Genomic DNA, 24,486 nt, shown 5'->3' with positions numbered 1-24,486 from the left:
GTTTTAGCTGCTAATTATAGCGCCCATACGGTTCGAGTCGAGCTTAATGAGTGTGAACAATAAAAAGGTAAAACTAAGTAACGATGAGCCCCCATAGCTTAAAAACGGCAACGGGATACCTATAACCGGCACCGCGCCAATGGTAAGCCCCACATTGATAAAAAAGTGGAAAAAGATAACACAGGCTACACCATAACCGTATATTCTTGAAAAAGGCGATCGCTGCCGCTCGGCCAGCACAATAATGCGCAGTATTAAAAATACGTACAGGCCAATTACAGTTATCGATCCTGCAAAGCCCCACTCCTCGCCTACGGTACAAAAAATAAAATCGGTACTTTGCTCGGGCACAAACGCAAAACGGGTTTGTGTGCCTTTTAAATAGCCTTTGCCCCAAAGTTTACCCGAGCCAATAGCAATTTTCGATTGGTGTACATTATAACCCGCCCCCTTAAGGTTTGATGCCAGGCCCAGCCATTCGTCAATACGTACCCTTTGGTGCTCTTTAATAACGTGTTTGTAAACAAAGGGCACAGCCACCACAAACATGATTGATATAATTAAACCTGCCAGCATCATCAAAGCCAGCTTACGGAAACGGCGCACTGCTGCTATAATAATCCCACCAATAATCAGCAAGCCACCAATAACAAATATTGGCTTAAAAATAAGCGACAGGATAAACAGCGTAATAAACAAGCCAGCCAATATTAAAAATATGGGTGATAAGCCCTCGCGGTACAATACGAATATCAATGAGCAAAAAACCAGGGTTGAACCATCATCCGGTTGCATCTTGATCAATATCATCGGTACAAAAATGATAGCTGCCGCGATAAGGAATGATTTGATCTCGGTTATTTTGATGTTTACACCACTCAGGTATCGCGCAAGAAGCAAACAGGTGGCATACTTGGCAAATTCGGAGGGTTGTAACCTTACCGGCCCAACCGATATCCAGGCTTGGTTCCCCCCCACATTACGCCCTATTACCAGCACCAATAAAAGTAAAACTACCGTGGTACCATAAAACACAGGGGCGAGCGCACTAAAAAAACGACTATCCAACAACAATATAATAATGGCGAACATGATAGACACCAGTATAAAAAAAAACTGCTTGCTATAATCGGTATGGAAGCCAAACACGGTTGGATACTTTTCATCATAAACCGCCGAGTGGATATTGAACCAGCCAATAGTACACAAGGCAAGGTAAATGAATACCGTTATCCAGTCTACATTAAAAAAGAAGCTGCGCTGGTTATTAGTGTTCATTCTTTTTTGGTTGGATGCCTGCTATTTGTTGAATATTATTTTTACGGCTTTTGCCTGATGCGCTCTTCAAACCTGATTTAGCCTTAACACTGTCGGCTTTTACCTTCTTCAGCGAATCTGCCTTAACTTTTTTTACTGAGTCCGCTTTGGCTGAAGCCATCTTTTCGGCAGGTGTAAGCTTTGGTTTTAACTCCGGCAGCAAATTCTGCTCCATAATCCATTCAGGGGTTTTGCCCGATGGCCTGCTGGTGAGCGTATCGCGCAGGTATTTCTCTACAATATAGCTTGCAATCGGGGCCGCCCAATCCGCACCCTGGCCGGAGTTTTCTACCACTACGGCTATAGCTATTTTAGGGTTTTCGCGCGGGGCAAAGGCTACAAATACCGAGTGGTTTTTTCCATGCGGATTTTGCACCGTACCCGTTTTACCACACATGGTAATACCTGTTATTCTTGAGTTTGCCCCGGTGCCATGCTCTACAACATCCTGCATACCGTCAATAACCGGCTCAAAATATTGCGCATCAATACCTACCGGGTTTTTAACCAAATATTCGTCCTTAATAATTTGCTTATCGCCGATGGCTTTTATCAGGTGTGGTTTATAGTAAAAGCCATGGTTGGCTATAATACATTCAATGTTTGCCATCTGTAAAGGGGTAGCTTCTAACTCACCCTGACCAATAGCCATAGATATAAAAGTACTTGAGCGCCATTTGGTGCCCCTGAAAATCTTATCAAAATGCTCCGGAGTTGGTACGTTACCGCGCCCCTCATGCGGCAAGTCAACATCAAGCCTTGCGCCAAAGCCAAATTTGTTTACATTAGTTTTCCAATCGATAAAATTGGCACGTGTGTTTTGCGAACCATCTGTATTCATTAATTTATCAAACACATTACAGAAATAGGTATTGCATGACCCGGCTATACCCAAACGCAAATCGGTTACGCCATGGTGGTGTGTACAGCCCACAAAGTGGTTACCTGCCTGGTAGCCGCCCGCGCAAAAGTAGGTAGTTTGTGGCGTGATAACGCCCTCCTGCAAAGCTATCAACGCGCTTAATGGTTTAAATGATGAACCCGGCGGGTAATAGGCTTGTATGGGCCTGATAAAAAATGGCGAGTATGGGTTTACTGATAATTTAGCTACGTTATTACCCCTATCCCGCCCGGTTAGCATATTGGGGTCGTAAGTAGGGCTGCTTACAAAGGCCAGTATTTCGCCTGTTGATGGCTCAATGGCAACAATACTGCCTACCTTATTGGTCATTAACCTTTCTCCCAGTTTTTGCAGGCGACTGTCTAATGATGATTTGAGCATTTTACCCGGCACAGCCGCGGTATCATACATCCCGTTAAGGTAACGCCCTTTATTTACGCCACGCGAATCTACCAGGATATTCCTCACACCACGTTGCCCGCGCAGCAAGTCTTCATAAGCTTTTTCAACCCCGGTGCGGCCAATAAAATCGCCTTTTTTATAATACCCGTGTGAGCGTTGAATATCTTTATCCGTTACCTCATCGGTATAACCCAAAAACTGTGCGGCTATCGAGTCTGGATAAGTGCGCACCTTCCGTAACTGGGCAGAAAAGCCCTGAAACTCGGATAAGTGTTCCTGAAATGGCGCATATATGGTAAAAGGTATCTGCTTTTCAAATACCGAAGTTAAACTCCTGGAGTAGGCTACCGCTTTCTCCCAGCGCTTTTCAAAACCGGCTTTGTCAATGCCTATCAGGTTACAAAACCTCAGGGTATCAAAAGCTACTACCTCGCGCGGGGTAACCATAATATCGTAAATGGGTTCGTTTTGCACCAGTATAACGCCGTTCCTGTCAACTATGGGGCCACGTCCCGGAAAATCAACTACAGTGCGCACTACGTTACGGTTAGCGGATACCGTGTATTGATCGTCAATGATCTGGATATAAAATATACGGGCCAGCAAGCCTATTGCCAAAACAATAAACAAAGCCTGGATAACATAACGGCGTTCAAAAAAACTATTCATTAACGTTCTTTTCTCCGGAAAAACAGTAAGCCCGAAATCAGCATTAAAAATACGGTAAATGCTGAACTTAATACAAAACGAAGCAATGTATATTGTATTTCGGATAAGCGGAAAACTTCAAGGTTAAACAGGAAGAAATGATGTATAAGGGTTAAAATAAGCACGTACATAAAAAACCACCTGAAGCCCATTGCGCCAAGGGTTGGGTCGGGCTCGTTATCAAAGCCATCTTTTTGTACAGTAATGCTGATAAAGAATATCCTGACGAAAGCCAGTAATACGCATGATGCCGCGTGCAGGCCCGGGGTATCGTAAAAAGCATCGATGGTAATACCCAAACCGAATGCCAGTATAAACAATATGATGTTTGGCGTTTGGAAAGGGAGTAATAAAATAAACAGGATATAAGGGTACGGTGTTGACAGATCGTAAAGGCTTAAATTCTTCAACAAAAACACCTGTAAGAACACAAGTGCTATAAACCTTAACAGGTTGATGAGCAATATTCTAATCATCCTTTTTCCTCCCTGTTTCTACCTGCGTTTGCTCCAGTGCCATCCGGTTGTTAATTACGTACACATATTCCAGCTTACTGTAATCAACAGCCATTTTAATATCCATGTTTAAGAATATACCACCTTCTTTTGATTGCAGGCTACTAACTCTGCCTATGGGAATGCCCGCCGGGTATAATGATGACAGGTTTGATGTTACCACCCACTCACCCATGCGTGGTTTTACATTATTGGCCACATCAACCAGCAGGCCCGAGTGCGGGTCAAGGTTGTCGCTCCATAAAAAGTTACCTATATCTTTGGTATCGGCCAGCATAGCACTTATGCGGGTGTCTTTATGCAATACCGAGCGTATATTAGCCAGGTGATCGGTTGTGTTTACCACTATACCCACCACGCCCGAACCACAAATAACACCCATATCCTTAGCTATACCATCTTTACTGCCGCGGTTTATGGTAATGTAATTATTGCGGTGGTTAACAGAGTTGTTAATTACCTTTGCTACAATATAGCTGTATTGCTGCTTATAAATACTATCAACAATATTCTTTTTTTGCAGTGTATCCAGGTAAAATGATGATTTAAGCAAATTGCGCAAACGCGCGTTCTCGCGGGCAAGGCTATCATTTACTGTACCTAATGAGAGGTAGCCCCTTACCTGGCCTACTTTATCATAAGCCGCCCCTGTTATCTCGTTTGATGATTCGATATAGGTTGCTTTTTGGAAAGAGTTATAATTAACCATTATAACCAGCGAAATGATCTCGAAAATAACAAACAGAAAAAATGCGTTGTACTTGCTGATGAAAATCAAAAGGTTACGCATTCTTCAGTATTTAGTATTTAGATGTTAGTATTTAGATATAAATCTAATAGTTAGCTCTAACATCTAAAAGCAAACCTGATTGATTTTTAAAGACCGATCAGGCCGTATCTAAATACTAAATACTAACTACTATGTACTTCCTTCTTACTGCATCAGGAATTTAAAGTTACCAATATTTTTAAGCGCGATACCTGTTCCCCTAACTACAGCACGTAACGGATCTTCGGCTACGTGTACAGGTAGTTTGGTTTTGGCAGCCACACGTTTATCTAATCCACGCAGCAATGCACCGCCACCGGTTAAATAAATACCTGTCTGGTAAATATCTGCCGAAAGCTCGGGTGGGGTAATTTCCAGCGCTTTCAAAATCGCTTCCTCAATTTTCGAGATCGATTTGTCCAGGCAATGTGCTATTTCGGTGTACGATACGGTGATCTGTTTTGGTACGCCGGTCATCAAATCGCGACCTTGCACCGCAAAATCAGCAGGTGGCTCAGCCAGTTCAGGCAATGCGGCACCTACTTCAATTTTAATTTTCTCAGCAGTACGGTCGCCAATCATAATGTTGTGCTGGCGGCGGATGTATTGAACAATATCACTGTCAAAGTTATCACCTGCAACACGGATAGACTGATCGCAAACGATACCCGATAATGCGATAACGGCGATCTCGGTAGTACCACCACCAATATCAATGATCATGTTACCCATAGGTTCTTCCACATCAATACCGATACCTACGGCTGCTGCCATGGGCTCATGTATCAGGTAAACTTCTTTAGCTCCCGCAATTTCGGCCGAATCGCGCACGGCACGTTTCTCCACCTCGGTAATACCACTCGGGATACAGATTACCATACGCAACGACGGGAACGACCAGCCCTTACCTTTGTTGATCATTTTGATCATCCCACGAATCATGTGTTCGGCAGCGTTAAAATCTGCTATCACACCATCCTTAAGCGGACGAACAGTACGTATATTATCGTGGGTTTTGCCTTCCATTTGCATGGCCTGGCGCCCTATGGCAATCACTTTATTTGTTGAGCGGTCAAAAGCTACAATTGATGGTTCATCAACTACAACTTTATCATTATGTATAATCAGGGTATTCGCAGTACCTAAATCGATGGCAATTTCTTGCGTGAAAAAATTAAATAAACCCATTCTGTTCCGTTTCTGTTAATTTGCAAAGTTTGTAAAAAAAATGCGCTTTATCTCATTTTTAGCTTAACAAATTGTCGTTATAAAAAAATAAATTTTAATGCTTGAAATGGCGCACCCCGGTCATTACCATCGAGATACCTTTTTCATCAGCCATCTTAATCGAGTCTTGATCTTTTATTGAACCTCCGGGTTGCAATACAGCAACTATACCCGCATCGGCAGCAATTTCAACACAATCATTAAAAGGGAAAAATGCGTCCGAAGCCATTACAGCGCCATGCAGATCAAAGCCAAAACTACCGGCTTTAACTATGGCTTGTTTCAAAGCGTCAACACGTGATGTTTGTCCAACGCCGCTTGCCAGCAAAGTATTGTCCTTCACAAAAACTATTGTGTTTGATTTGGTATGTTTTACCAGTTTGTTAGCGAAGTGCAGGTCGCGTAATTCGTGTTCAGTTGGTTTACGCACGGTAGCCGGTGTCATTTGTGCCGGGCCTTCTATCACCGCGTCTTTATCCTGCTCAATTACACCGTTCAGCAAGGTTTTAAATTGCTTAACAGGCAATTCAACCGGGTTACGCACCAATATAATGCGGTTCTTTTTTTCCGTAAGATAAGTCAACGCTTCATCGGTATACGCCGGCGCTATCAGCACCTCGAAAAACAGTTTGCTGATCTCGGCAGCGGTTTCTTCGTTTATCTCATCGTTAGCGATGATCACACCACCAAAAGCCGAAACCGGGTCGCAAGCCAAAGCGTCCAACCAGGCCTCTTTAATAAAACTGCGCGAAGCTACGCCACAGGCATTGGTATGTTTTAGTATCGCGATGGTTGGCTCGGTAAACTCGTCTATCAGCGCCACAGCGGCATCAACATCCACTAAATTATTGTACGATAACTCTTTACCATTCAGCTTGGTAAACATGGCATCAAGATTACCATAAAACACACCTTTTTGATGCGGGTTTTCGCCGTAGCGCAATACCTGGCTGCTTTGTATGCTTTGTTTAAAAACCGGCTGAGGATCTTCCTGGTTAAAGTAATTAAATATGGCACTATCATAGTGCGATGAAATATTGAAAGCCTGCTTAGCAAATTTACGGCGCTGCTCAAAAGTAGTTTCGCCGTTTTGTGCTGCCAATATGTTTTCTAATTCTGTATAGTCATCTTTAGATGCCAGTATTACCACATCTTTGTGGTTTTTAGCTGCTGCACGTATCAGCGATATGCCGCCGATGTCTATCTTCTCAATGATATCTTCGTAAGCCGCGCCCGATTTTACCGTTTCTTCGAAAGGGTACAGGTCAACAATAACCAAATCAATTTCAGGGATCTCGTATTGCTCCAGTTGTTGCTCATCGCCCGGTAAACCACGGCGTGAAAGTATCCCACCAAAAACTTTAGGGTGAAGGGTTTTAACACGGCCACCTAATATCGAAGGGTATGATGTAAGATCTTCAACAGGTATTACATTAACACCCAGATCGCGGATAAATTGCTCGGTGCCACCGGTAGAGTAAATATTTACACCAAGGCGGTTTAACTGGTGAATAATGTTTTCGAGATTATCTTTGTAATAGACTGAAATTAAAGCGTTTTTGATAGAAACGTTAGTGCTCATGGAGGATTGATTGATGAGCCGCAAAAGTAGCAATTTTAAAAGGTTATATTAAAGTAAAAGCTTCTTTAAATTAACATAAACCCTATCAACAAAAAAGGCCGTCGCAAAAAAATCACGACGGCCTTAATTTAACTATAAAGTGAATTAATTAGCTACAACTGCTGAGCCTAATGCCGGTGTATTATAACTAAGCTCCGTTATCGGAACATCCCAATAATCGGCATAATTGTAATCCATTACACATGCCAATGCCTGGTACCCGGTTGATGGCGTTGCGCCTGTAATACTATTGGGTACTAAAACAATGGCCCCGGCGCGCCCCCCCCCCGCGCTTACCGGCGCTGTTACTCCATTTCTGCGGGCGTCAAAAAATGCTGTACCGCGCAAAAACAGTGCTACTCTACGTTCCCTTCTTAACTCCTCAATAGCTGCGGGGAAACCTAAACCAGTATTGGCAATTGCTGCTAAACTTGCACCATTTACGCTCCTTACCTGGTCAATATAAGGCAAGCCTATTTCAATTTGGCTTGTGCGGATATACGCTTCGGCCAATATCAGGTTATTCTCTTCCCATGAGCAGGCAAATTGCACTTGTCCTTTATGGTTATCTGTTGACCAGTACCCACCGTTCTCAATAGTGGTTAACATATAGCGCGTACCAAACTGTATACCACGCGAACTTCTGTTTACAACAACCTGCGAAGCATTCAATGCCGTCACACCCTTGGTGAACCTTGCATCGCCGGTTTTAAAATCCTGCACCCAACGCTCGCTTGGATATGTCCAGCCATTGTTTGCCGTAAACGAATCCCACTCGTAAGGGTGCTGTTGTGAGCCCGATAAATCGTTACTTCCTGCGGGGTCCATACCTAACGAAAAAGTAACATCACCAGCCACCAGGCCTTTTAAAGCAAGGTCCCTAACGGTGGTCCAGTCAGCAGTGGTCATGGCGGCCACTTTTTTGTTAACCATGTAATTTCTGGCTTCGTAAGTATACATTTCCCTTATCCACATAGCGGGAGTAATAAACGTAGTTGTAACGTTAAAGCTTGGAATAATCACGCCCAAAGTAGATTTGTAGGTTGCATCAGTTGCCGAAATTGGGGTTAATAGCGCAATGGCTTTATCAAAATTTGCATTGGCTTCGGCAATTATCGCATCGTGTGCAACGAAGGTTGAATTGGTTGTACCATCGGGCGAGTTATTGATAACCCCCGCAAGGTACATTGATCCTACCCTTGAATACCCAACACCTTTCCACCAATATGCCCAGGCCTGTAAAGTAGCTTTTTCTGTTGCTGATAGCGCGGATGGATTATCGGCAATAGCTTTTAATAGTACATTAGCCTGCCCGTTTATAAAATAACCGAAGTTCCACTCCCAAACAAATGCATTAGATGCAACCGAAGCTGCTGAAGAGCCTAATGTATTTAACGATTTTAACTGTGCAAGCTGCGTAGTATTAAAAACGTTGGGCACCACATTATTGTATGGTGCAGGGGTAGTTATTTTATCAACCTGGTTGCAATACCGCCAGCCAAAGTTACCTACCGATGAAAATTGTTCATCGCCCATAATGCTGTGAATAACCAAACCATGTACTAACAGGTTATTACTTACAACCGTTTTGCTCCACATGCCCAAGGCATAATCCTCAATACCTATCTGGGATGTTAAGGATCCGGCAGGGGTGGGCGAGTTGGGGTTATTTAATTGCAGGTCTGTTTTTTTACAACTTGCCATAAAGGTTAGGGCAACGGTAAAAACCATAAATATCTTTTTCATTTTCTTTCTTGTTAATATTAATTAGAAGCTAATATTTAAACTAAACTGGTACGATTTCAAGTTTGGCGTACTGTAGTAATCAACCCCGGTAAATGAACCTATAGAACCTAAACCACCACCCTGGCTGCTCACCGCGGTAGTACTCTCGGGATCTAAGCCTTTGTAATTGGTCCATGTAGCAAGGTTACGGCCTGATACAGTAAGCACCACGCCTTTCAACCATTTTTGATTTATCAAACTGGTAAAATCATAACTCAAAGAGATATCCCTCATGCGGATAAAGCTACCATCTTCAACAAACCACGAAACCGGGTTAAGCGCATTGTAATAGCTATTATAATATGTAACAAATGCACCTGTTTTGCCATTAATGGTTACCGGCTCATCAAAATCCGATGAAACCCTGTCGCGATACAGCCATTGCCTGGTTTGGTTGTATATGCTTTGGCCGTGGTTCCAGTCAAACTGTACCGATGCGCTTAATTTTTTAAACACAACAAACCTGTTGATCAATGATGATGTGAATTTAGGATTTGTGTTACCCATTACAGATACATCATTAGAGGCAGTTAACACAGCCTGGTTAGTAGTTGCACCGGTAATACTTACTACATTCCCATCAACCATGGTATATTTACCCACATCAGTTGTAGCAATGTAGCGCGTGCCATCCGGCTTCAACTGATCAACACTATGCAGTGGTGTTTGGCCCATTAAAATACCAAGTTCCTGACCTTCTGTAAGGTTAAAGGCACCTGCTGTAATGGCAATGCCATTAGCTAATTTGGTGATGGTGGTTTTTGTTTTGGCAAAACGTACGCCTACATACCAATCAAAGTTTTTTGATTTATAGGCATCAACATCCAACGAAAGATCGATACCCTGGCTCGATAATGAGATCAGGTTATCAAGTATCGTAGCGGCACCCGTTGTTGGAGAAACCGGGGCGTTCTGGATCACGTTTTCTGATGCACGTTTCCAGTAAGAAGCACTGAAAGCAAAGTTACTTGCCCAGTTACCTTTAAAAGGCTTCAAACTAAAATCAGTACCAACCTCAGTTTCTTTAGTTACCTGTACTTGCAGATTCGAGTTTCTTGCTGCACTTGGAGTGTATAGTGAAGTACCTGTTGTTCCTAAACTGGCTAATGTTAGTGTAACCTGCCTGTCATAAGCTCCGGGTTGAACGCCTGCTTCACCGTATGCTCCGCGCAATTTCCAGCTGGTTAACAAATCGTGACTTTTAAACAACTCTGATGGATTAAAATACGCTGTAGCCCGTGGGAAGATAAATGCGGTAGACTGGCCGCCAAATGCCGATGAATAATCTGCGCGGAAACCACCTGATACACCAAATAAAGTACCATAATCAATAGTTTGGTTAACTAAATAACCATAGAGTAATGTCTCTGAATTTGATGAACTGATGGCTTTGGTAGTTGCTGAACCCAAGGTTGACGGAGGGAAAGGCAATATACCCGTACCTGTTGCCGTATAAACACGATCGGTTTCTCTACGTGAGTCATAACTAAACTGTGTAGTGGTTTTGATAGGAAGATTGATATGGAAATCGTTTTTAAAATCAGTACGCACGTACATGTTAGCTACTGAATAGTCTACCCTAAAACTCTCGTTACTATCTTGTATTTGACCGGCTATGTTACCAAAAAACAAGAGCTGTGGTAACCCTGTTTGGTTTAAATACAAGTCATAGCTATCAATATTGCGGTAATCCATCGAAAACTTGTAATCTAACTCAACAAATTTGGGGAACTTGTAGTTTACATTAAATGTTTCGAGCAAACGTGGCGTATTGGTTGCACTTTGGTGCACATCGCGTTCAGCAAGTGCATTATTCCCATCTGTTAAATTACTTGGCTTAACAATATGCCTGTTTGTTGTAGGGTCGATATAGTTAAAATCAATAAAAGGCAAAGAGTTAACCAGGTTAAAACGGTTAGATCCAATTAAGTTATTGTGGGTATAATACAACTGCGAACTGTTTCTGATGGTTAAACCGGTTACCGGACTAAAACCAATGTTAAAATTGAGGTTAGTACGGTTATAGCTGTTGCTGAATACATCGCCCTGATCAAGGTTATTGATACCGAATGTATAATCAACCTTTTCTGAGCCACCACGAATATTTAATGTGTTTACATAGGTACTAACGGGCACGTATCCTTGCCTAACGTGATCATAAGTTGGCATCAGGAATGGCTTATCGTTTGTTATTGTAGGGTCGGTAGCATATGGTAATTCTGCAGGGTCGGTCCATAATCCGTTAACTGTTTTTGCAGTAGCACCAGATCCGGTTGTTGTATATGGCACAACAGGGTTACCCGAGCCATCTAAAATGGCCCCGGCAGCATTAGTAACATAATGGTGATATTTTTCGATCAGGTCATGCCCTATTACCACACGGTCATTACTGTACTTTGATGAAAAATCGATAGATAGTTTTGCATTTTTCACAGCCTTCTTTGTAAAGATCTGGATAACGCCATTTCCACCCTGTGCACCATACAACATACCGCCGGCAGCACCTTTAACAACTTCTACGTGATCTACCGTATTCGGATCAATAGCTGTTAATAAATCTGAGCTTACCTGAACACCATCTACAATAATAAGTGGTGTAGAGCTACCCAGATTGGTATAGCCACGCAAAATAATAAGCGCGCCGGCTCCCGGCGTTCCGCTTCGCTGAATAATTTGCGCACCGGCAATTTGCCCGGTAAGGGCCTGGGTAATGTTAGTAGTACTACTTTTGCCAAAGTCTTTTGATGAAACACTTGCCACATCAATAGCTACCTGGCTCTTTTTGGTGGCAACACCCACACCGGTAACAACCACCTCTGTAAGCTGTTTGGTTGAAACTTCGAGTGCCACACTAATTACGTTACCCGAAATTGATTTTTCGAGCGTAGCGTAACCGATAAATGAGAATACTAAGGTTTTTGCTGTTGATGGTACTTTCAGGGAGTATTTACCATCGCCTCCGGTTGTGGTACCTACCGTAGTACCTTCACTTTTGACTTTAACACCTACTCCGGGGATTGGCGTGCCATCGTCTTTGGATGTTACCGTACCTGTGATTGTACGGTCTTGTGCGAAGATCTGTAACGAGTACAGCAAAACACACAAACTTGTGAGTAACAGTTTTTTCATTTTTTGTTAATTAAGGTCAGTTAATAATAATAAACACCGTCAAATTAAGAAAAATGTTCAATTCTTTCTTTTTACTACCATAAATTCAAACAAAAAACATGTTATAATCACCAATTTTTAATAAAATTAAACTAATTTTCAAGTACTTTTATTACATTATATAAAATTTTACAACATATTATTTAAAATATGCTCAAAAAAACCAAAAGCACTTAATAACTAATTATTAAAATCAAAATAATTACCAATTAATCACGATTTTAATAATTGTGTTAAAAAAGTTACACAATTTTTGACACATCAGTAAAATATTTGTGTCTGATATCAGTTTAAAAACTTCAAAAATAATTTCATGTATGGCTTTCCTTTTTTAACAAACTTGCTTTTCGGTATCACCATCTCAACCTATATCATACCTACAATAAAGCTGTTTGTGGCGCGGCAAAATAATTTCTAACTTCACGGCCTGTTAAACACCGCATTCAATGAAATTACTCGAAGGAAAAACAGCTCTGATAACCGGGGCATCAAAAGGCATAGGCCGTAAAATTGCCGAAAAGTTTGCCGAGCATGGCGCAAACGTTGCTTTCACCTATCTGTCATCTGTAGAAAAAGGCCTTGCCCTGGAGCAGGAATTGCAGCAGTTTGGCACCAAAGTAAAAGGCTATCGCTCTGATGCCTCAAACTTTGCTGAGGCCGAAAAACTGGTTAATGATATTGTTGCCGATTTTGGCACCCTGCATATTGTAGTAAATAATGCGGGTATCACCAAAGACAACCTGTTGTTACGCATGACCGAGCAAGACTTTGACGATGTGATCAACGTTAACCTTAAATCGATATTCAATACCACCAAAGTAGCATCAAAAATTATGTTGAAGAACCGTTACGGCGTGTTCATCAACCTAAGCTCGGTAGTTGGTGTACAAGGTAACGCGGGCCAGGCAAATTATGCAGCATCAAAAGCGGGTATCATCGGCTTCTCCAAATCTATCGCTAAAGAGCTTGGCTCACGTAATATCCGTACCAATGTGGTTGCCCCCGGCTTTATCCGCACCGAAATGACCGACGTACTCGACCCTAAAACAGTTGAAGGCTGGGAAGCAGGCATTCCGTTAAAACGTGCCGGCCAGCCTGAAGATGTGGCTAATACCTGCGTTTTCTTAGCGTCAGATATGAGCGCGTACATAACCGGGCAGGTAATTCCTGTTTGCGGCGGAATGCTGTAAAATCAAGTCGAAAGTTTAAAGTCGAAAGTCAAAAGCCTGGCGCTTTTGTAATATCTTTAACATAGCATTCCTTATTCTTATAAAAAACAGCATATTTACAATTAGATATGCTGTTTTTGTTTTCAATAACCTGGGGTTCGTTTTCTGTATGGTGGGCATTGGCTTGCCTGCTGCTGGGCGCTATATATGCCTGGCTACTTTATAGCAAAGCAGGCAACCTAAGTAACAATATACGCTACCTTTTAGCCGGGCTTCGTTTTTTAGCTGTTACCATTATCGCTTTCCTGCTATTATCACCAATGATAAAAACAATGAGCAGCCGCCAGCAAAAGCCGCTGGTATTGGTGGTGCAGGATAATTCATCGTCCATCAATCTCTTCAAACCAAAAGGTTTTGAGCCTGCGAAGTTGGTTGACGACCTCGGCACTTTAAAAAAGACACTGGGCAATGATTATGATGTACGCGAGTTTCACTTCGCTGTCGATTTAAAGGATAGTTTGTCTGCCAATTTCAACGGCAAGCAAACTGATCTGTCGGGAGTATTCAGCGGCCTTGCCGATCGCTTCTCCAACCAAAACATAGGCGCGCTGGTTTTAGCTACCGATGGGCTGTACAATAAAGGCAGTAGCCCGCAATACGTTGCCCGCAATTTAAAAACCAATATTTACACAGTTGCCTTAGGCGATACCATCCCCAAACGCGATCTGCTCATCGCCAACATTAACTATAATAAGACCGCTTTTTTGGGTAACGACTTTGAAGTGGAAGTTTTAACCGAAGCCTATCAAAGCAAAGGCGAAAACCTCCATTTAAGCATCAGCGAAGATGGCACTCCTGTAGGTACACAAAACATCAGCATCCCGGCAAATGAGTTCCGTAAAGCAATAACAGTTAAGCTTCACGCTGATAAAAAAGGTGTGCATAAATTCAGCTTTAACCTGCAACCGGCACCCAACGAAATATCGGCCACCAATAACTCCGAAACCATTTACGTGGAGGTATTGGATAGTAAACAAAAGATATTGGTACTATACAACAATATCCACCCCGATATCAGCGCTATCAAATCATCGTTAGAAGGAAACCGCAATTACGAGGTTAAAACCAGCCTGCTGAATGAAATGACGGCTGCCAAACTTTCCGGCTACAGCGCGGTTATTTTATACCAAATACCATCGGCAGGCGCGCCGGTGCCAACAGCTTTACAAGCCGCTTTAACCCAATCAAAAATACCTGTATGGTATATAGCAGGCGCGCAATCAAACTTGCAGCAGCTTAACTCGCTGCAAAAAATGGTGCAGATCAATTCGTCGCGCTTAGAAATGCAGGAGGTTTTTGCAAATCCGAAAGCTGATTTCGCTGCCTTTACCTTGTCCGACTCTACCCGCCAGACCCTGGCTTCATTACCACCCTTATCCGCTCCTTTTGGTAACTACGGTACAGCCAATGCGCAAACTGTATTGCTCAAACAAAAAATAGGCAGTGTTGAAACCTCATACCCCTTATTAGCTTTTGGTGATGATAATGGCCGCCGCATTGCCATATTAACTGCCGAAGGTTTATGGAAATGGCGTTTAGCCGAATTTAGGAACGAAGGTAATTACAGCGCGGTTGACGAGTTGATGAGCCAGTCGGTACAATACCTCACCGCCAACAACAACCGCCAGCGTTTCAGGGTTTACCCGGCTAAGAACGTGTTTGATGAGAGTGAAGACATTTTGCTTAACGCCGAACTGTACAACGACGCCCTCCAACTCATCAACACTCCTGATGTTAAAATTGATTTAAAAAGCAAAGCAGGTAAAACGTATAGCTTCATCTTTACCCGCAACGGCCAGAGTTACCAGCTCAACGCCGGTGCTTTACCACCCGACGAATATACCTACGCCGCAGCCACCAAACTTGGCGACAAGTTGTTTAATGCAACAGGCCAATTTGTTATCAAAGTACTTAACGCAGAAACCCGCCAAAGCACTGCCGACCATCACCTGCTGCAAGCCCTCGCCAAAGATAACGGCGGCCAAATGGTGTCACCATCGCAGATCAGCACCCTTGCCGATATGATACGCAAGAACGAAAACATCAAAACAATAGTTTATGATGATAAAACCTATCGTGACCTGGTGGATGTGAAATGGGTGTTCTTTTTGGTGTTGGCGCTGCTGAGTGCTGAGTGGTTTCTAAGGAAACGTGACGGCGAAGTTTAACCTTCAAGTCATGCCGAATTTATTTCGGCACCTCATCATAAAGGTAGGCGTGCGATAAATAGTTGCTACTTAGCAAGTGGGGTGCTGAAACAAGTTCAGCATGACCATTTACTTCTCCGCCTTCTTCTCCCTCACCACCACAAACACATCCTCATTATCCTTTTTCATCAGGTACTTTTCGCGGGCAAAGCGTTCCAGTTTTTCGGGATTGGTGGTTAAATCGTCAAGATCTTTACGGGCCTGCGTGGTTTCTTTGAGATAGAAATCACGTTCCTTTTCGGCCTTGCGCAGTTCGGTGTAATATTGATATTGCGAGTGCAGGTCGTTTTTATCAAACGCCACCATCCATACCACAAATGCTACGGTAACCAAAAAGAATTTGTTTTTAAAGAGGTCGATAAGGCGCTTCATATCTATATTAACGATTTTGCTCATAAAAATATTTTAATTGCAACGGCTTAGCAAGTTGAGGTTATTAACTTGTTAACAATACCCATAAGAATAATAAATTATGTCATTGCGAGGCACGAAGCAATCACTGAGAAAGGCAGCGAACTTTGCATGTCCTTTACCACCTCAGTGATGGCCGCGTCGTTCCTCATCGCCATGACATAATTGGGATAAACTTAATCTCTCCTCGCCCTGCTCCTAAACTCTCCATGCTTTTTAGCGCCACCGCCACGCTGACCGCCGCCGCCTTTACCACCACGGCCGCCGCCGCCGCCCGGCTTGTTTGGCGATTTGATGCCCGGGCCCATTAATGGCGGGCGCATAGGGTATGGCTGATCATCAATTACCGGCACGGTTTTGCCTATCAGCTTATGGATATCGTACAAAAATTCACCTTCATCCGCATCGCAAAATGAAAGGGCTATGCCGCTTAATCCTGCACGGCCTGTACGGCCAATACGGTGCACATATGTTTCGGGCACATTAGGCAACTCGTAGTTGATAACGTGGGTTAACTCATCCACATCAATACCACGCGCGGCAATATCAGTAGCCACCAAAATACGGGTAGTGCGGTTTTTAAAGTTTGTTAAGGCACGCTGGCGCGCGTTTTGCGATTTATTACCGTGTATAGCTTCGGCAGTAATACCTGCACGGGTAAGGTCTTTCACCACCTTATCGGCACCGTGTTTGGTGCGCGTAAATACCAATGCGGTTTGTATGGTTTTATCTTTCAGGATATGGATAAGCAGGTTTTTCTTATCGTTTTTATCCACAAAGTATAGGCCTTGTTGTATGGTATCCGCTGTTGACGATACCGGTGTAACTTCCACCTTTTCGGGATTATGCAATATACTGTTTGCAAGGGCCTGTATCTCTTTAGGCATGGTTGCCGAAAAGAACAGCGTCTGGCGCTTTTGCGGTAGTTTGCCGATGATCTTTTTCACATCAACAACAAAGCCCATGTCCAGCATACGGTCGGCTTCATCCAATACCAAAACTTTAATGTGGTCCAAGTGCACAAATTTTTGGTTCACCAGATCGAGCAAACGGCCCGGAGTAGCTACCAAAATATCAACACCGCGTTTCAGCGTTTCTACCTGGTGATGCTGCGATACACCGCCAAATATCACCAAATGTTTCAGGCCGGTATGTTTACCGTAGGCGGCAAAGCTTTCATCTATCTGTATGGCCAGCTCACGCGTTGGCGTTAATATCAGTGCCTTTATGGTTTTTTGCTCTTTATGCTGCAGGCGGTCCTGGTGTAGTATTTGCAAAATAGGTATCGCGAATGCGGCTGTTTTACCGGTACCTGTCTGAGCACAGCCTAAAAGATCCTTACGCTCTAAAACGATAGGTATGGCTTGCTCTTGTATAGGCGTAGGATTAGTATATCCCTCGTGTTTTAAGGCCTTGAGGATAGGCTCAATTAATTTTAAGTCTTCGAATAACATGTAATGTTTTGTATAAAAGTTCCCGCTCTATAAAAGGAAATGATTTTGGGTTCAGAGCCGGTTAAGTGCGGATATATGCAAATGCGCATATATTGCCGCAAAGATACGTTTTTTATTTGGATGGGAAGCAGATGAGGTAAAATGGAAAGTGTGGCCGGTATTTTAAATATTGAGCCAATAAAAACCATTGCGAAAATATATTTATCAAAATATTTTTAAAAGTAAGCGCTCATTCATTTATATTTGTATATGCGCATCCGTAATGTTGATAAAGAACAATTAGTAAAACAAACCGCCATACAAATGCTCGTGGCCGATGGCTTTGAAGGTTTTAGCGTTAACAAGCTGGCCAGAGCCTGCAATATATCTGTTGGCACACTCTATATCTATTATAAGGATAAAGACGACCTGATTACCCGGATAGCAATTGAGCAGGGTGAAGCGATGCATGAGGCTACGTTAAAAAATTTCGATCCGGAAATGCATTTTGCTGAAGGCTTAAAGGTACAATGGCAAAACAGGTACAATTATATGATGACCGAACCTTACGCCATGTTGTTGTTTGAACAGTTGCGCAGTTCTACCTATCACGAAAAGGTAATTGGCCCCATGAGTATGCATTTTAAAGAAGTAATGGGTCGTTTTGTAAACAATGCCGTTAACCGTGGCGAAATCAATCAAATGCCGTTGGAAGTGTATTGGTCGTTGGCATTTGCACCATTATATTCTTTAATACGGTTTCATAAGGAAGGGATGAGCCTGGCAGCAAAACCTTTCGGGATGACGGATGAGATACTTTGGCAAACGTTCGGCCTGGTGGTTAAAGCGCTTAAAATAAATTAATTAAGGAGGAATGTTATGTACAACGAAATTAAAAACATACTGATCTTTAAAACGGATATCGCTACGGCAGAGGCACGGCACTGCGCCGGTAAAATACTTGATGCGCATATGCTGATACACCACTGGAATGTTGACCTGGACGATGAAGACTGCGTATTACGTATAGTATCGGCCGAGCTAACGCCACAGGATGTAATATCAACCATAAATAATTGCGGCTTTTTTTGCGAAGAATTAGCCGGGTAAACTAACAACAAAACATCTATCAACACAATGGAAAACAAAACTGCAGCCACACCTTTTACAGGATATCAAAAATTTGTGGTGTTTATTTTAGCTTTCACCCAATTTTCGGTGATACTGGATTTTATGATCATGTCGCCAATGGGTGATATACTGATGAAATCGCTCGGTCTTCAAACTTCACAGTTCGGGCTCGCCGTATCGGCCTATGCCTTTAGCGCCGGTATCTCGGGGCTGCTAACTGCCGGCTTTGCCGATCGTTTCGACCGCAAAAAATTGCTGCTCTTTTTTTACAGCGGTTTTATTATAGGTACAATACTATGCGGCATAGCCAATTCATATTGGATGCTAATGGCTGCCCGTATTGTTACCGGCTTGTTTGGCGGCGTTATCGGCTCCATATCACTCGCCATCGTAGCCGATTTGTTTGATATACACCACCGTGGCCGTGTAATGGGCTTTGTACAGATGGGTTTTGGCGCCAGCCAGGTATTGGGTATACCTATAGGCCTTTATATGGCAAACCTATGGGGTTGGCACGCTCCTTTTTTAATGGTAGCCGCTTTGGCCGCCGCTGTGCTGCTGCTTATTATTTTGAAGCTGCAACCAATAACCCAACACCTTAAATTACAGCAGGATAAAAATGCGTTTACGCACCTTTGGCATACCATGCGCAACCCGGAGTACGGTATAGGCTTTGCCGCCACTGCACTTTTATCAATAGGTGGTTTTATGATGATGCCTTTTGGCAGCGCATTTGCCATTAACAACCTCAAAATTACCGAAAACCAACTGCCATTACTGTTTATGGTAGCAGGCATCAGTACGCTTATTATTATGCCGCTTGTAGGTAAGCTGAGCGATAAAATAGATAAGTTCCGGTTGTATGCCATCGCCTGTATATGGATGATTGTAATTGTAGTGATATACACCAACCTGGCAGAAACACCACTATGGCTGGTGATGATATTCAACGTTATGATGATGATGGGTATTATGAGCCGTATGGTACCATCAAGCGCTTTAACCACCGGTATTCCCGAAATGAAGGACCGTGGTGCTTATATGAGTATCAACTCATCGCTGCAGCAAATAGCCGGGGGCATGGCGGCCGCAGTTGGAGGGATGATTGTGGTGCAGAAAACTAAGACCAGCCCACTGGAGCACTACTCCACCCTGGGCTATGTTACCGCTATTATAACAGCCATCAGTATATTTATGATCTATCGCGTAAGCCAATTGGTGAAAAAGAAATTGGCAGAGAAAGTGGTTTAAGGAAACAAAAAAAGCCCTGCGAAATTTGCAGGGCTCATCTTTACGATATAAAAGACACTCTGGATCATCAAACCTTTACCGGTTACGGCTGCGGCTAAGCGCCATTAATTGTATGCCAAATCCGTTGTGGGTATACGTATCCATGCGGGTAGGCTCAAAGCCCAGGCTTTCGTAAAATTTTTGAGCGTTGTTTTGTGCAAGTACAACGGCAACATTAACATACAGCAGCAACTTTATTCGGCTAAAAGCATGATCAACGGCAGCTAAAACCATCTCGCGTGCCATTCCCTTACGGCGATGTTTTTCCGATATATATATCTGGATGATCTCGTCGCCGGCAAAACCGGTTATGCCTACCAGTTCTTTACCCTCAAAGGCACCAAAAACAAAAGGGATCTCCGTTTTTTCCTTTAAACACTTCTCCAAAAAAAGTTCCGGTTTTTCGTTCTCAGTCTTGTAGTCCGAGCAAAAAGCATCCGGAACCAAACGCAGTGCCTCTAAGCGCAATGCCCGGTATGCCGCCGCGTCTTTTTCAGTCAATAGTCTAACCATGATCAAATATAATGTAAAAATAAAGTGTAAAGCAAGGGGCCAGGGTAATTAGAACTAGTTACTTTATACATCGAGGCTAATGCAGTTCTTCACTCCCAATACCCGCTTCCTTTACCACAAAGGTGCGCGACCATTTATCGTGCCAGCCATCATCAGCAAAAAAAGAAAAAGCATCGAACGGTACCAGGCGCGACAATGTACGGGCAAGAATATTGCTGAACCCGGGCTTACTGCCATTCTCATCTACAATACGGGTTGAGGTCAACAATTTTGCCGGCGTAATACCCAAAACACTTTCGTAAAACAAATAGTAGATCATTCTCAAAAGAATGATCACGAGCGCCATATGATCCTCAATACCCGACCTGCGGGGCTCAAAAAAATTATGCTCAGGGATCAGCCATTTAAGCATCGGAGAAAAAAGAACAATAGTTACAAGCGTATCTATAACAGGATGAAAAAAACGTCGGCCCGAAGACGCTTTGACCAACTGATTTTGAAGAAATCCATCCGCTGCCACCACTTCTTCCTTCAGTTTTATGCAATCATTAAAATATGCCAATACACGGTATGATATGTATATCCAAAATAAACATTTTAGGTAAAAGAGTATATCTATCATAACATGCAAGGGCCCCAGCGCAAACACTTTTTTGATAGACCAAAAGAAGGAACCTAAGCCAATTGTTAATGATATAATATTCGAAAGAAAAATGATAGCGAATGCAAAACGCACAACAGCCGGCTCGCGTTTTTTTGTAGCGAGGTAAATAATAACACCCAACAACAGGATCATATCAAAAACCGCATTCACATAATTATGGCCATTATATGCTAAAGAATCGGTAAATATCAACCTGAGATTTAAGGGGCGAAAAAAACCTTGTATATCCATCACATCAAAACTATGTGTGTCAATCAGGGCGTCATTAACAATACCGCCTATCGCGATAATAAAACCGAGAATGATAACAATTGCAGGGGTATGCTTTTTCCACATGTTTGATAAGGTTTGATCAAAACTAACGAATAAAAAGCGAAAACCAGGTTGCTATCTTAATAACAAAAAAAGCCCCACGATCTCTCGCAGGGCTCTCAAATATTAAATCCTCTCACCATGGACTATAGACCATGGACCAAAAGTTACTTCTTCGCGTATTTAAAGTTCTTACCAATAAACTTCGCGTTAGCGCCTAATTCCTCTTCGATGCGTAATAATTGGTTGTATTTCGCGATCCTGTCAGAGCGTGAAGCCGAACCGGTTTTGATCTGGCCGCAGTTTAAGGCAACAGCTAAGTCAGCAATGGTAGCATCCTCAGTTTCGCCCGAGCGGTGGCTCATTACCGAAGTATAGCCATTGGTTTGAGCCAAAGTAACCGCGTCAATAGTTTCGGTTAAGGTACCAATCTGGTTAACTTTTACCAGGATAGAGTTAGCTGTATCGGTATCAACACCTTGTTGTAAACGTTTAACGTTGGTAACAAACAAATCATCACCTACTAATTGTACCTTATCGCCAATTTTCTCGGTTAGTAATTTCCAGCCTGCCCAATCATCTTCGGCCATACCGTCTTCTATCGAGATAACAGGATATTTAGCTACTAATGATGCTAAGTAATCTGCTTGCTCTGCGCTGCTGCGGATAGCGCCTTTTTCACCTTCAAACTTGGTATAATCGTATTTTCCGTCTTTATAAAACTCAGATGCAGCGCAATCAAACGCGATGCAGATATCAACACCTGGCTTGTAACCAGCTTTTTCTATCGCTTTCAAAATCGTTTCAACACCATCTTCGGTACCTTCAAAAGTTGGTGCAAAACCACCTTCGTCACCTACAGCGGTTGATAAACCACGGTCATGCAATATCTTTTTCAGGTTGTGGAACACTTCAGTACCCCAACGCAAAGCTTCGCTGAACGAAGGCGCGCCAACCGGCATGATCATAAACTCCTGGAACGCGATAGGCGCGTCAGAGTGCGAACCACCGTTAACGATGTTCATCATCGGGATTGGCAACGTGTTAGCGTTAACACCGCCAATGTAACGGTATAAAGGCTGGCGGCTTTCCTGAGCGGCAGCTTTAGCAACCGCTAATGATACACCTAAAATAGCGTTGGCCCCTAATTTACCTTTGTTTTCGGTACCGTCTAAAGCGATCATTAATTTGTCTATCGCGTTTTGTTCAAAAACGTCTAAACCTTTCAATTCTTTAGCAATTACATCGTTTACGTTGGCAACGGCTTTTAAAACACCTTTACCCATGTAAACAGCCTTGTCGTTATCACGCAGCTCAACCGCTTCGTGTATGCCTGTTGATGCGCCTGATGGAACAGCGGCACGGCCAAGGGCACCGTTTTCGGTTAAAACTTCAACTTCGATGGTAGGGTTACCGCGCGAATCCAGTATCTGGCGGGCGTGTACGTCAATGATAATGCTCATATTGTGTTTTCTTGGTTAATCGTTATCCTATTTTTACTAATTATTAAGCCCAATAAGCTTAAAACGGCGCTAAAGTAGCAAAAATATGCTATCAAACACACCATTAACACAAAGATAACAAATAATTGTGTAAAAAATACACTAAGCCTCCCGACCGTCATTGCGAGCGATAGCGAAACAATCTTCGATAGACAGGTAGGCGACATGCATTGGCGTTAATGCAGAGTTTAGGATTGCTTCGTGCCTCGCAATGACGGGACAGAAAACAAATCCGAAATCGAAAATCCGACATCAAAAAACTATTCCCACTTAAACGTCTTTACGGCCACGGTGTAAATAATCACCATCCAAATAAACAGTATCAATATCTGGTGGCTTACATCAAACAGTGTTGCACCTTCAAAAGCCACCTTGCGCATGGCATCGTTCAAATATGTTAGCGGCAATGCCCTGCTTATTGGCTGTAGCCAGGCCGGGAAAGCACTGATAGAAAAAAATGTACCCGACAGCAAAAACTGCGGTAACGTAATAATATTGGCTATTGGCGGTACACTGCTTTCGTTTTTGGCTATGCCTGATACCACAAAGCCAAAACCCATAAACACAATGAGCCCGATGATGGATAATATCAGCATATTCACTACCGTAACTACCCCGTTCACCAGTGTAAAGCCAAAAGCATAGTGCCCTATCATAATGATGAACAAGGCTCCTATTAACGAGAATATCATCCTGGCAAGCATCTCTCCCAAAACAATACTGTACCGTTTAACCGGGGTAGCAAAAAAGCGTTTTATAACCAGCGTGATCCGCAAGCTTAAAAACACAAACGCCGTACCGAATACGCCGCTGCTCAATAACGAAAAGCCCAATTGGCCCGGCAAAATAAAATCGATGGTTTTGTATATACGGCCCTCAATTGTCGATTCATGCAGTTGTACAAGCATTGGTACAGGTGTGATTACCGGTGGCGTGTTTATCCGCGATATCATGCTATTTATTACCGAGGCAAATATCTTGCTGTTCTCGCGCGAAGCTTTGGTGTATTGCACATCCAATAAAATTGGCGCTCCGCCTAAAGTGTTTTTCTGCACCGAGATGATGGCGTCTAACCGCCCTTTCTCCAGGTCGGCCTTCATATCCGCTTCCGTTTTATTCAATACCAGGTGCACAACCGGATTGGCCTTTAACGCCTGGTAAACCATATTAGTGGTATCGGTGCCCTTAGCTACACCAACATCTATTTTAATGCCACCATTACCGCCAATAAAGCCAAACACCAAAATAAAAATGAGTGGAAATGCCAGCGTAAATACCACTGCCGATGGGCTGCGTAGCATAGAGCGTAAACTACCTTTGGCAATAGCCAGCGTAGCTTTTGTATTATTATATTTTTTGGGGGAGTTGTTCATTTGTTTAC

The 24,486-nt window shown here is 43.0% G+C and carries 19 protein-coding genes; 5 read left to right on the top strand and 14 right to left on the bottom strand.

Annotated elements, in window-relative coordinates; translation table 11 throughout:
- Positions 1 to 3: 3 nt before the first annotated feature.
- From rodA to KXQ82_RS03240, 8 genes are all read right to left on the bottom strand, one after another.
- The gene (rodA, locus tag KXQ82_RS03275) at positions 4 to 1,278 is read right to left on the bottom strand and encodes a rod shape-determining protein RodA (protein WP_219486700.1); all 1,275 of its coding nucleotides are present in this window, start codon (positions 1,276 to 1,278) and stop codon (positions 4 to 6) included.
- Positions 1,268 to 3,289 carry a penicillin-binding protein 2 gene (mrdA, locus tag KXQ82_RS03270; protein WP_219486699.1) on the bottom strand — a complete coding sequence of 674 codons (2,022 nt, stop codon included), beginning with the start codon at positions 3,287 to 3,289 and terminating at the stop codon, positions 1,268 to 1,270. Before mrdA ends, rodA begins: the two co-directional genes overlap by 11 nt.
- Positions 3,289 to 3,804 (bottom strand): rod shape-determining protein MreD, encoded by a 516-nt coding sequence (locus tag KXQ82_RS03265; RefSeq protein WP_219486697.1) that lies wholly within the window; start codon positions 3,802 to 3,804, stop codon positions 3,289 to 3,291. The genes mrdA and KXQ82_RS03265 overlap by 1 nt, the downstream gene beginning before the upstream one ends.
- A complete protein-coding gene (mreC, locus tag KXQ82_RS03260; RefSeq protein ID WP_219486695.1) occupies positions 3,797 to 4,633 on the bottom strand; it encodes a rod shape-determining protein MreC in 837 nt (278 codons plus the stop codon). Before mreC ends, KXQ82_RS03265 begins: the two co-directional genes overlap by 8 nt.
- Positions 4,634 to 4,777: 144 nt before the next feature.
- A complete protein-coding gene (locus KXQ82_RS03255; RefSeq protein ID WP_219486693.1) occupies positions 4,778 to 5,800 on the bottom strand; it encodes a rod shape-determining protein in 1,023 nt (340 codons plus the stop codon).
- 94 nt (positions 5,801 to 5,894) lie between these two features.
- Positions 5,895 to 7,421, bottom strand: a complete 1,527-nt coding sequence (gene purH / locus KXQ82_RS03250) for a bifunctional phosphoribosylaminoimidazolecarboxamide formyltransferase/IMP cyclohydrolase (RefSeq protein WP_219486692.1) — start codon at positions 7,419 to 7,421, stop codon at positions 5,895 to 5,897.
- Positions 7,422 to 7,565: 144 nt separating this feature from the next.
- Positions 7,566 to 9,206, bottom strand: a complete 1,641-nt coding sequence (locus KXQ82_RS03245) for a RagB/SusD family nutrient uptake outer membrane protein (RefSeq protein WP_219486691.1) — start codon at positions 9,204 to 9,206, stop codon at positions 7,566 to 7,568.
- Between the two features lie 21 nt (positions 9,207 to 9,227).
- Positions 9,228 to 12,374: a SusC/RagA family TonB-linked outer membrane protein gene (locus tag KXQ82_RS03240; RefSeq protein WP_219486690.1), complete on the bottom strand. Its 3,147-nt coding sequence runs from the start codon at positions 12,372 to 12,374 to the stop codon at positions 9,228 to 9,230.
- Positions 12,375 to 12,859: 485 nt separating this feature from the next.
- Between KXQ82_RS03240 and fabG the strand changes: the two genes are divergently transcribed.
- Together fabG and KXQ82_RS03230 are read left to right on the top strand one after the other, a co-directional pair.
- Positions 12,860 to 13,603: a 3-oxoacyl-[acyl-carrier-protein] reductase gene (fabG, locus tag KXQ82_RS03235; protein WP_219486689.1), complete on the top strand. Its 744-nt coding sequence runs from the start codon at positions 12,860 to 12,862 to the stop codon at positions 13,601 to 13,603.
- Positions 13,604 to 13,710: 107 nt separating this feature from the next.
- Positions 13,711 to 15,810: a hypothetical protein gene (locus KXQ82_RS03230; RefSeq protein WP_219486688.1), complete on the top strand. Its 2,100-nt coding sequence runs from the start codon at positions 13,711 to 13,713 to the stop codon at positions 15,808 to 15,810.
- Positions 15,811 to 15,918: 108 nt separating this feature from the next.
- On the opposite strand, the gene KXQ82_RS03225 is transcribed toward KXQ82_RS03230, so the two are convergent.
- Together KXQ82_RS03225 and KXQ82_RS03220 are read right to left on the bottom strand one after the other, a co-directional pair.
- Positions 15,919 to 16,245, bottom strand: coding sequence for an FtsB family cell division protein (locus KXQ82_RS03225; protein ID WP_255563386.1), 327 nt, complete (start codon positions 16,243 to 16,245; stop codon positions 15,919 to 15,921).
- Between the two features lie 191 nt (positions 16,246 to 16,436).
- Positions 16,437 to 17,714, bottom strand: a complete 1,278-nt coding sequence (locus tag KXQ82_RS03220) for a DEAD/DEAH box helicase (protein WP_219486687.1) — start codon at positions 17,712 to 17,714, stop codon at positions 16,437 to 16,439.
- A gap of 249 nt (positions 17,715 to 17,963) precedes the next feature.
- Between KXQ82_RS03220 and KXQ82_RS03215 the strand changes: the two genes are divergently transcribed.
- Genes KXQ82_RS03215 through KXQ82_RS03205 form a run of 3 tightly spaced genes read left to right on the top strand, consistent with a single transcriptional unit; the run spans position 17,964 to position 20,075 of the window.
- The gene (locus KXQ82_RS03215; protein ID WP_219486686.1) at positions 17,964 to 18,557 is read left to right on the top strand and encodes a TetR/AcrR family transcriptional regulator; all 594 of its coding nucleotides are present in this window, start codon (positions 17,964 to 17,966) and stop codon (positions 18,555 to 18,557) included.
- Positions 18,558 to 18,572: 15 nt separating this feature from the next.
- The gene (locus KXQ82_RS03210) at positions 18,573 to 18,803 is read left to right on the top strand and encodes a hypothetical protein (protein ID WP_219486684.1); all 231 of its coding nucleotides are present in this window, start codon (positions 18,573 to 18,575) and stop codon (positions 18,801 to 18,803) included.
- Positions 18,804 to 18,830: 27 nt separating this feature from the next.
- Positions 18,831 to 20,075: an MFS transporter gene (locus KXQ82_RS03205; RefSeq protein ID WP_219486682.1), complete on the top strand. Its 1,245-nt coding sequence runs from the start codon at positions 18,831 to 18,833 to the stop codon at positions 20,073 to 20,075.
- Between the two features lie 75 nt (positions 20,076 to 20,150).
- Here the strand turns inward: KXQ82_RS03205 and KXQ82_RS03200 are convergent, their stop codons facing one another.
- From KXQ82_RS03200 to KXQ82_RS03185, 4 genes are all read right to left on the bottom strand, one after another.
- On the bottom strand, positions 20,151 to 20,627 hold the full coding sequence (locus tag KXQ82_RS03200) for a GNAT family N-acetyltransferase (RefSeq protein ID WP_219486680.1): 477 nt from the start codon (positions 20,625 to 20,627) through the stop codon (positions 20,151 to 20,153).
- Positions 20,628 to 20,703: 76 nt separating this feature from the next.
- Positions 20,704 to 21,627, bottom strand: a complete 924-nt coding sequence (locus KXQ82_RS03195; protein WP_219486678.1) for an RDD family protein — start codon at positions 21,625 to 21,627, stop codon at positions 20,704 to 20,706.
- A 143-nt stretch (positions 21,628 to 21,770) separates the two neighbouring features.
- Entirely contained in the window at positions 21,771 to 23,066 is a 1,296-nt protein-coding gene (gene eno, locus KXQ82_RS03190) for a phosphopyruvate hydratase (RefSeq protein WP_219486675.1), read from the bottom strand.
- 299 nt (positions 23,067 to 23,365) lie between these two features.
- The gene (locus tag KXQ82_RS03185) at positions 23,366 to 24,478 is read right to left on the bottom strand and encodes an ABC transporter permease (protein ID WP_219486674.1); all 1,113 of its coding nucleotides are present in this window, start codon (positions 24,476 to 24,478) and stop codon (positions 23,366 to 23,368) included.
- Positions 24,479 to 24,486: the final 8 nt, after the last annotated feature.

The organism is Mucilaginibacter rivuli (assembly GCF_019391655.1).
In the GTDB taxonomy this organism is placed as follows: Bacteria; Bacteroidota; Bacteroidia; order Sphingobacteriales; family Sphingobacteriaceae; genus Mucilaginibacter; species Mucilaginibacter rivuli.
The sequence above is the reverse complement of the archived record's forward strand: the minus strand, read 5'-3'. Positions and strand labels throughout refer to the sequence as shown.

Excerpts from the sequence above, each read along its gene's own strand:
- rodA (WP_219486700.1), bottom strand. The coding sequence starts at position 1,278 with ATGAACACTAATAACCAGCGCAGCTTCTTTTTTAATGTAGACTGGATA.
- mrdA (WP_219486699.1), bottom strand. The coding sequence starts at position 3,289 with ATGAATAGTTTTTTTGAACGCCGTTATGTTATCCAGGCTTTGTTTATT.
- KXQ82_RS03265 (WP_219486697.1), bottom strand. The coding sequence starts at position 3,804 with ATGATTAGAATATTGCTCATCAACCTGTTAAGGTTTATAGCACTTGTG.
- mreC (WP_219486695.1), bottom strand. The coding sequence starts at position 4,633 with ATGCGTAACCTTTTGATTTTCATCAGCAAGTACAACGCATTTTTTCTG.
- KXQ82_RS03255 (WP_219486693.1), bottom strand. The coding sequence starts at position 5,800 with ATGGGTTTATTTAATTTTTTCACGCAAGAAATTGCCATCGATTTAGGT.
- purH (WP_219486692.1), bottom strand. The coding sequence starts at position 7,421 with ATGAGCACTAACGTTTCTATCAAAAACGCTTTAATTTCAGTCTATTAC.
- KXQ82_RS03245 (WP_219486691.1), bottom strand. The coding sequence starts at position 9,206 with ATGAAAAAGATATTTATGGTTTTTACCGTTGCCCTAACCTTTATGGCA.
- KXQ82_RS03240 (WP_219486690.1), bottom strand. The coding sequence starts at position 12,374 with ATGAAAAAACTGTTACTCACAAGTTTGTGTGTTTTGCTGTACTCGTTA.
- fabG (WP_219486689.1), top strand. The coding sequence starts at position 12,860 with ATGAAATTACTCGAAGGAAAAACAGCTCTGATAACCGGGGCATCAAAA.
- KXQ82_RS03230 (WP_219486688.1), top strand. The coding sequence starts at position 13,711 with ATGCTGTTTTTGTTTTCAATAACCTGGGGTTCGTTTTCTGTATGGTGG.
- KXQ82_RS03225 (WP_255563386.1), bottom strand. The coding sequence starts at position 16,245 with ATGAGCAAAATCGTTAATATAGATATGAAGCGCCTTATCGACCTCTTT.
- KXQ82_RS03220 (WP_219486687.1), bottom strand. The coding sequence starts at position 17,714 with ATGTTATTCGAAGACTTAAAATTAATTGAGCCTATCCTCAAGGCCTTA.
- KXQ82_RS03215 (WP_219486686.1), top strand. The coding sequence starts at position 17,964 with ATGCGCATCCGTAATGTTGATAAAGAACAATTAGTAAAACAAACCGCC.
- KXQ82_RS03210 (WP_219486684.1), top strand. The coding sequence starts at position 18,573 with ATGTACAACGAAATTAAAAACATACTGATCTTTAAAACGGATATCGCT.
- KXQ82_RS03205 (WP_219486682.1), top strand. The coding sequence starts at position 18,831 with ATGGAAAACAAAACTGCAGCCACACCTTTTACAGGATATCAAAAATTT.
- KXQ82_RS03200 (WP_219486680.1), bottom strand. The coding sequence starts at position 20,627 with ATGGTTAGACTATTGACTGAAAAAGACGCGGCGGCATACCGGGCATTG.
- KXQ82_RS03195 (WP_219486678.1), bottom strand. The coding sequence starts at position 21,627 with ATGTGGAAAAAGCATACCCCTGCAATTGTTATCATTCTCGGTTTTATT.
- eno (WP_219486675.1), bottom strand. The coding sequence starts at position 23,066 with ATGAGCATTATCATTGACGTACACGCCCGCCAGATACTGGATTCGCGC.
- KXQ82_RS03185 (WP_219486674.1), bottom strand. The coding sequence starts at position 24,478 with ATGAACAACTCCCCCAAAAAATATAATAATACAAAAGCTACGCTGGCT.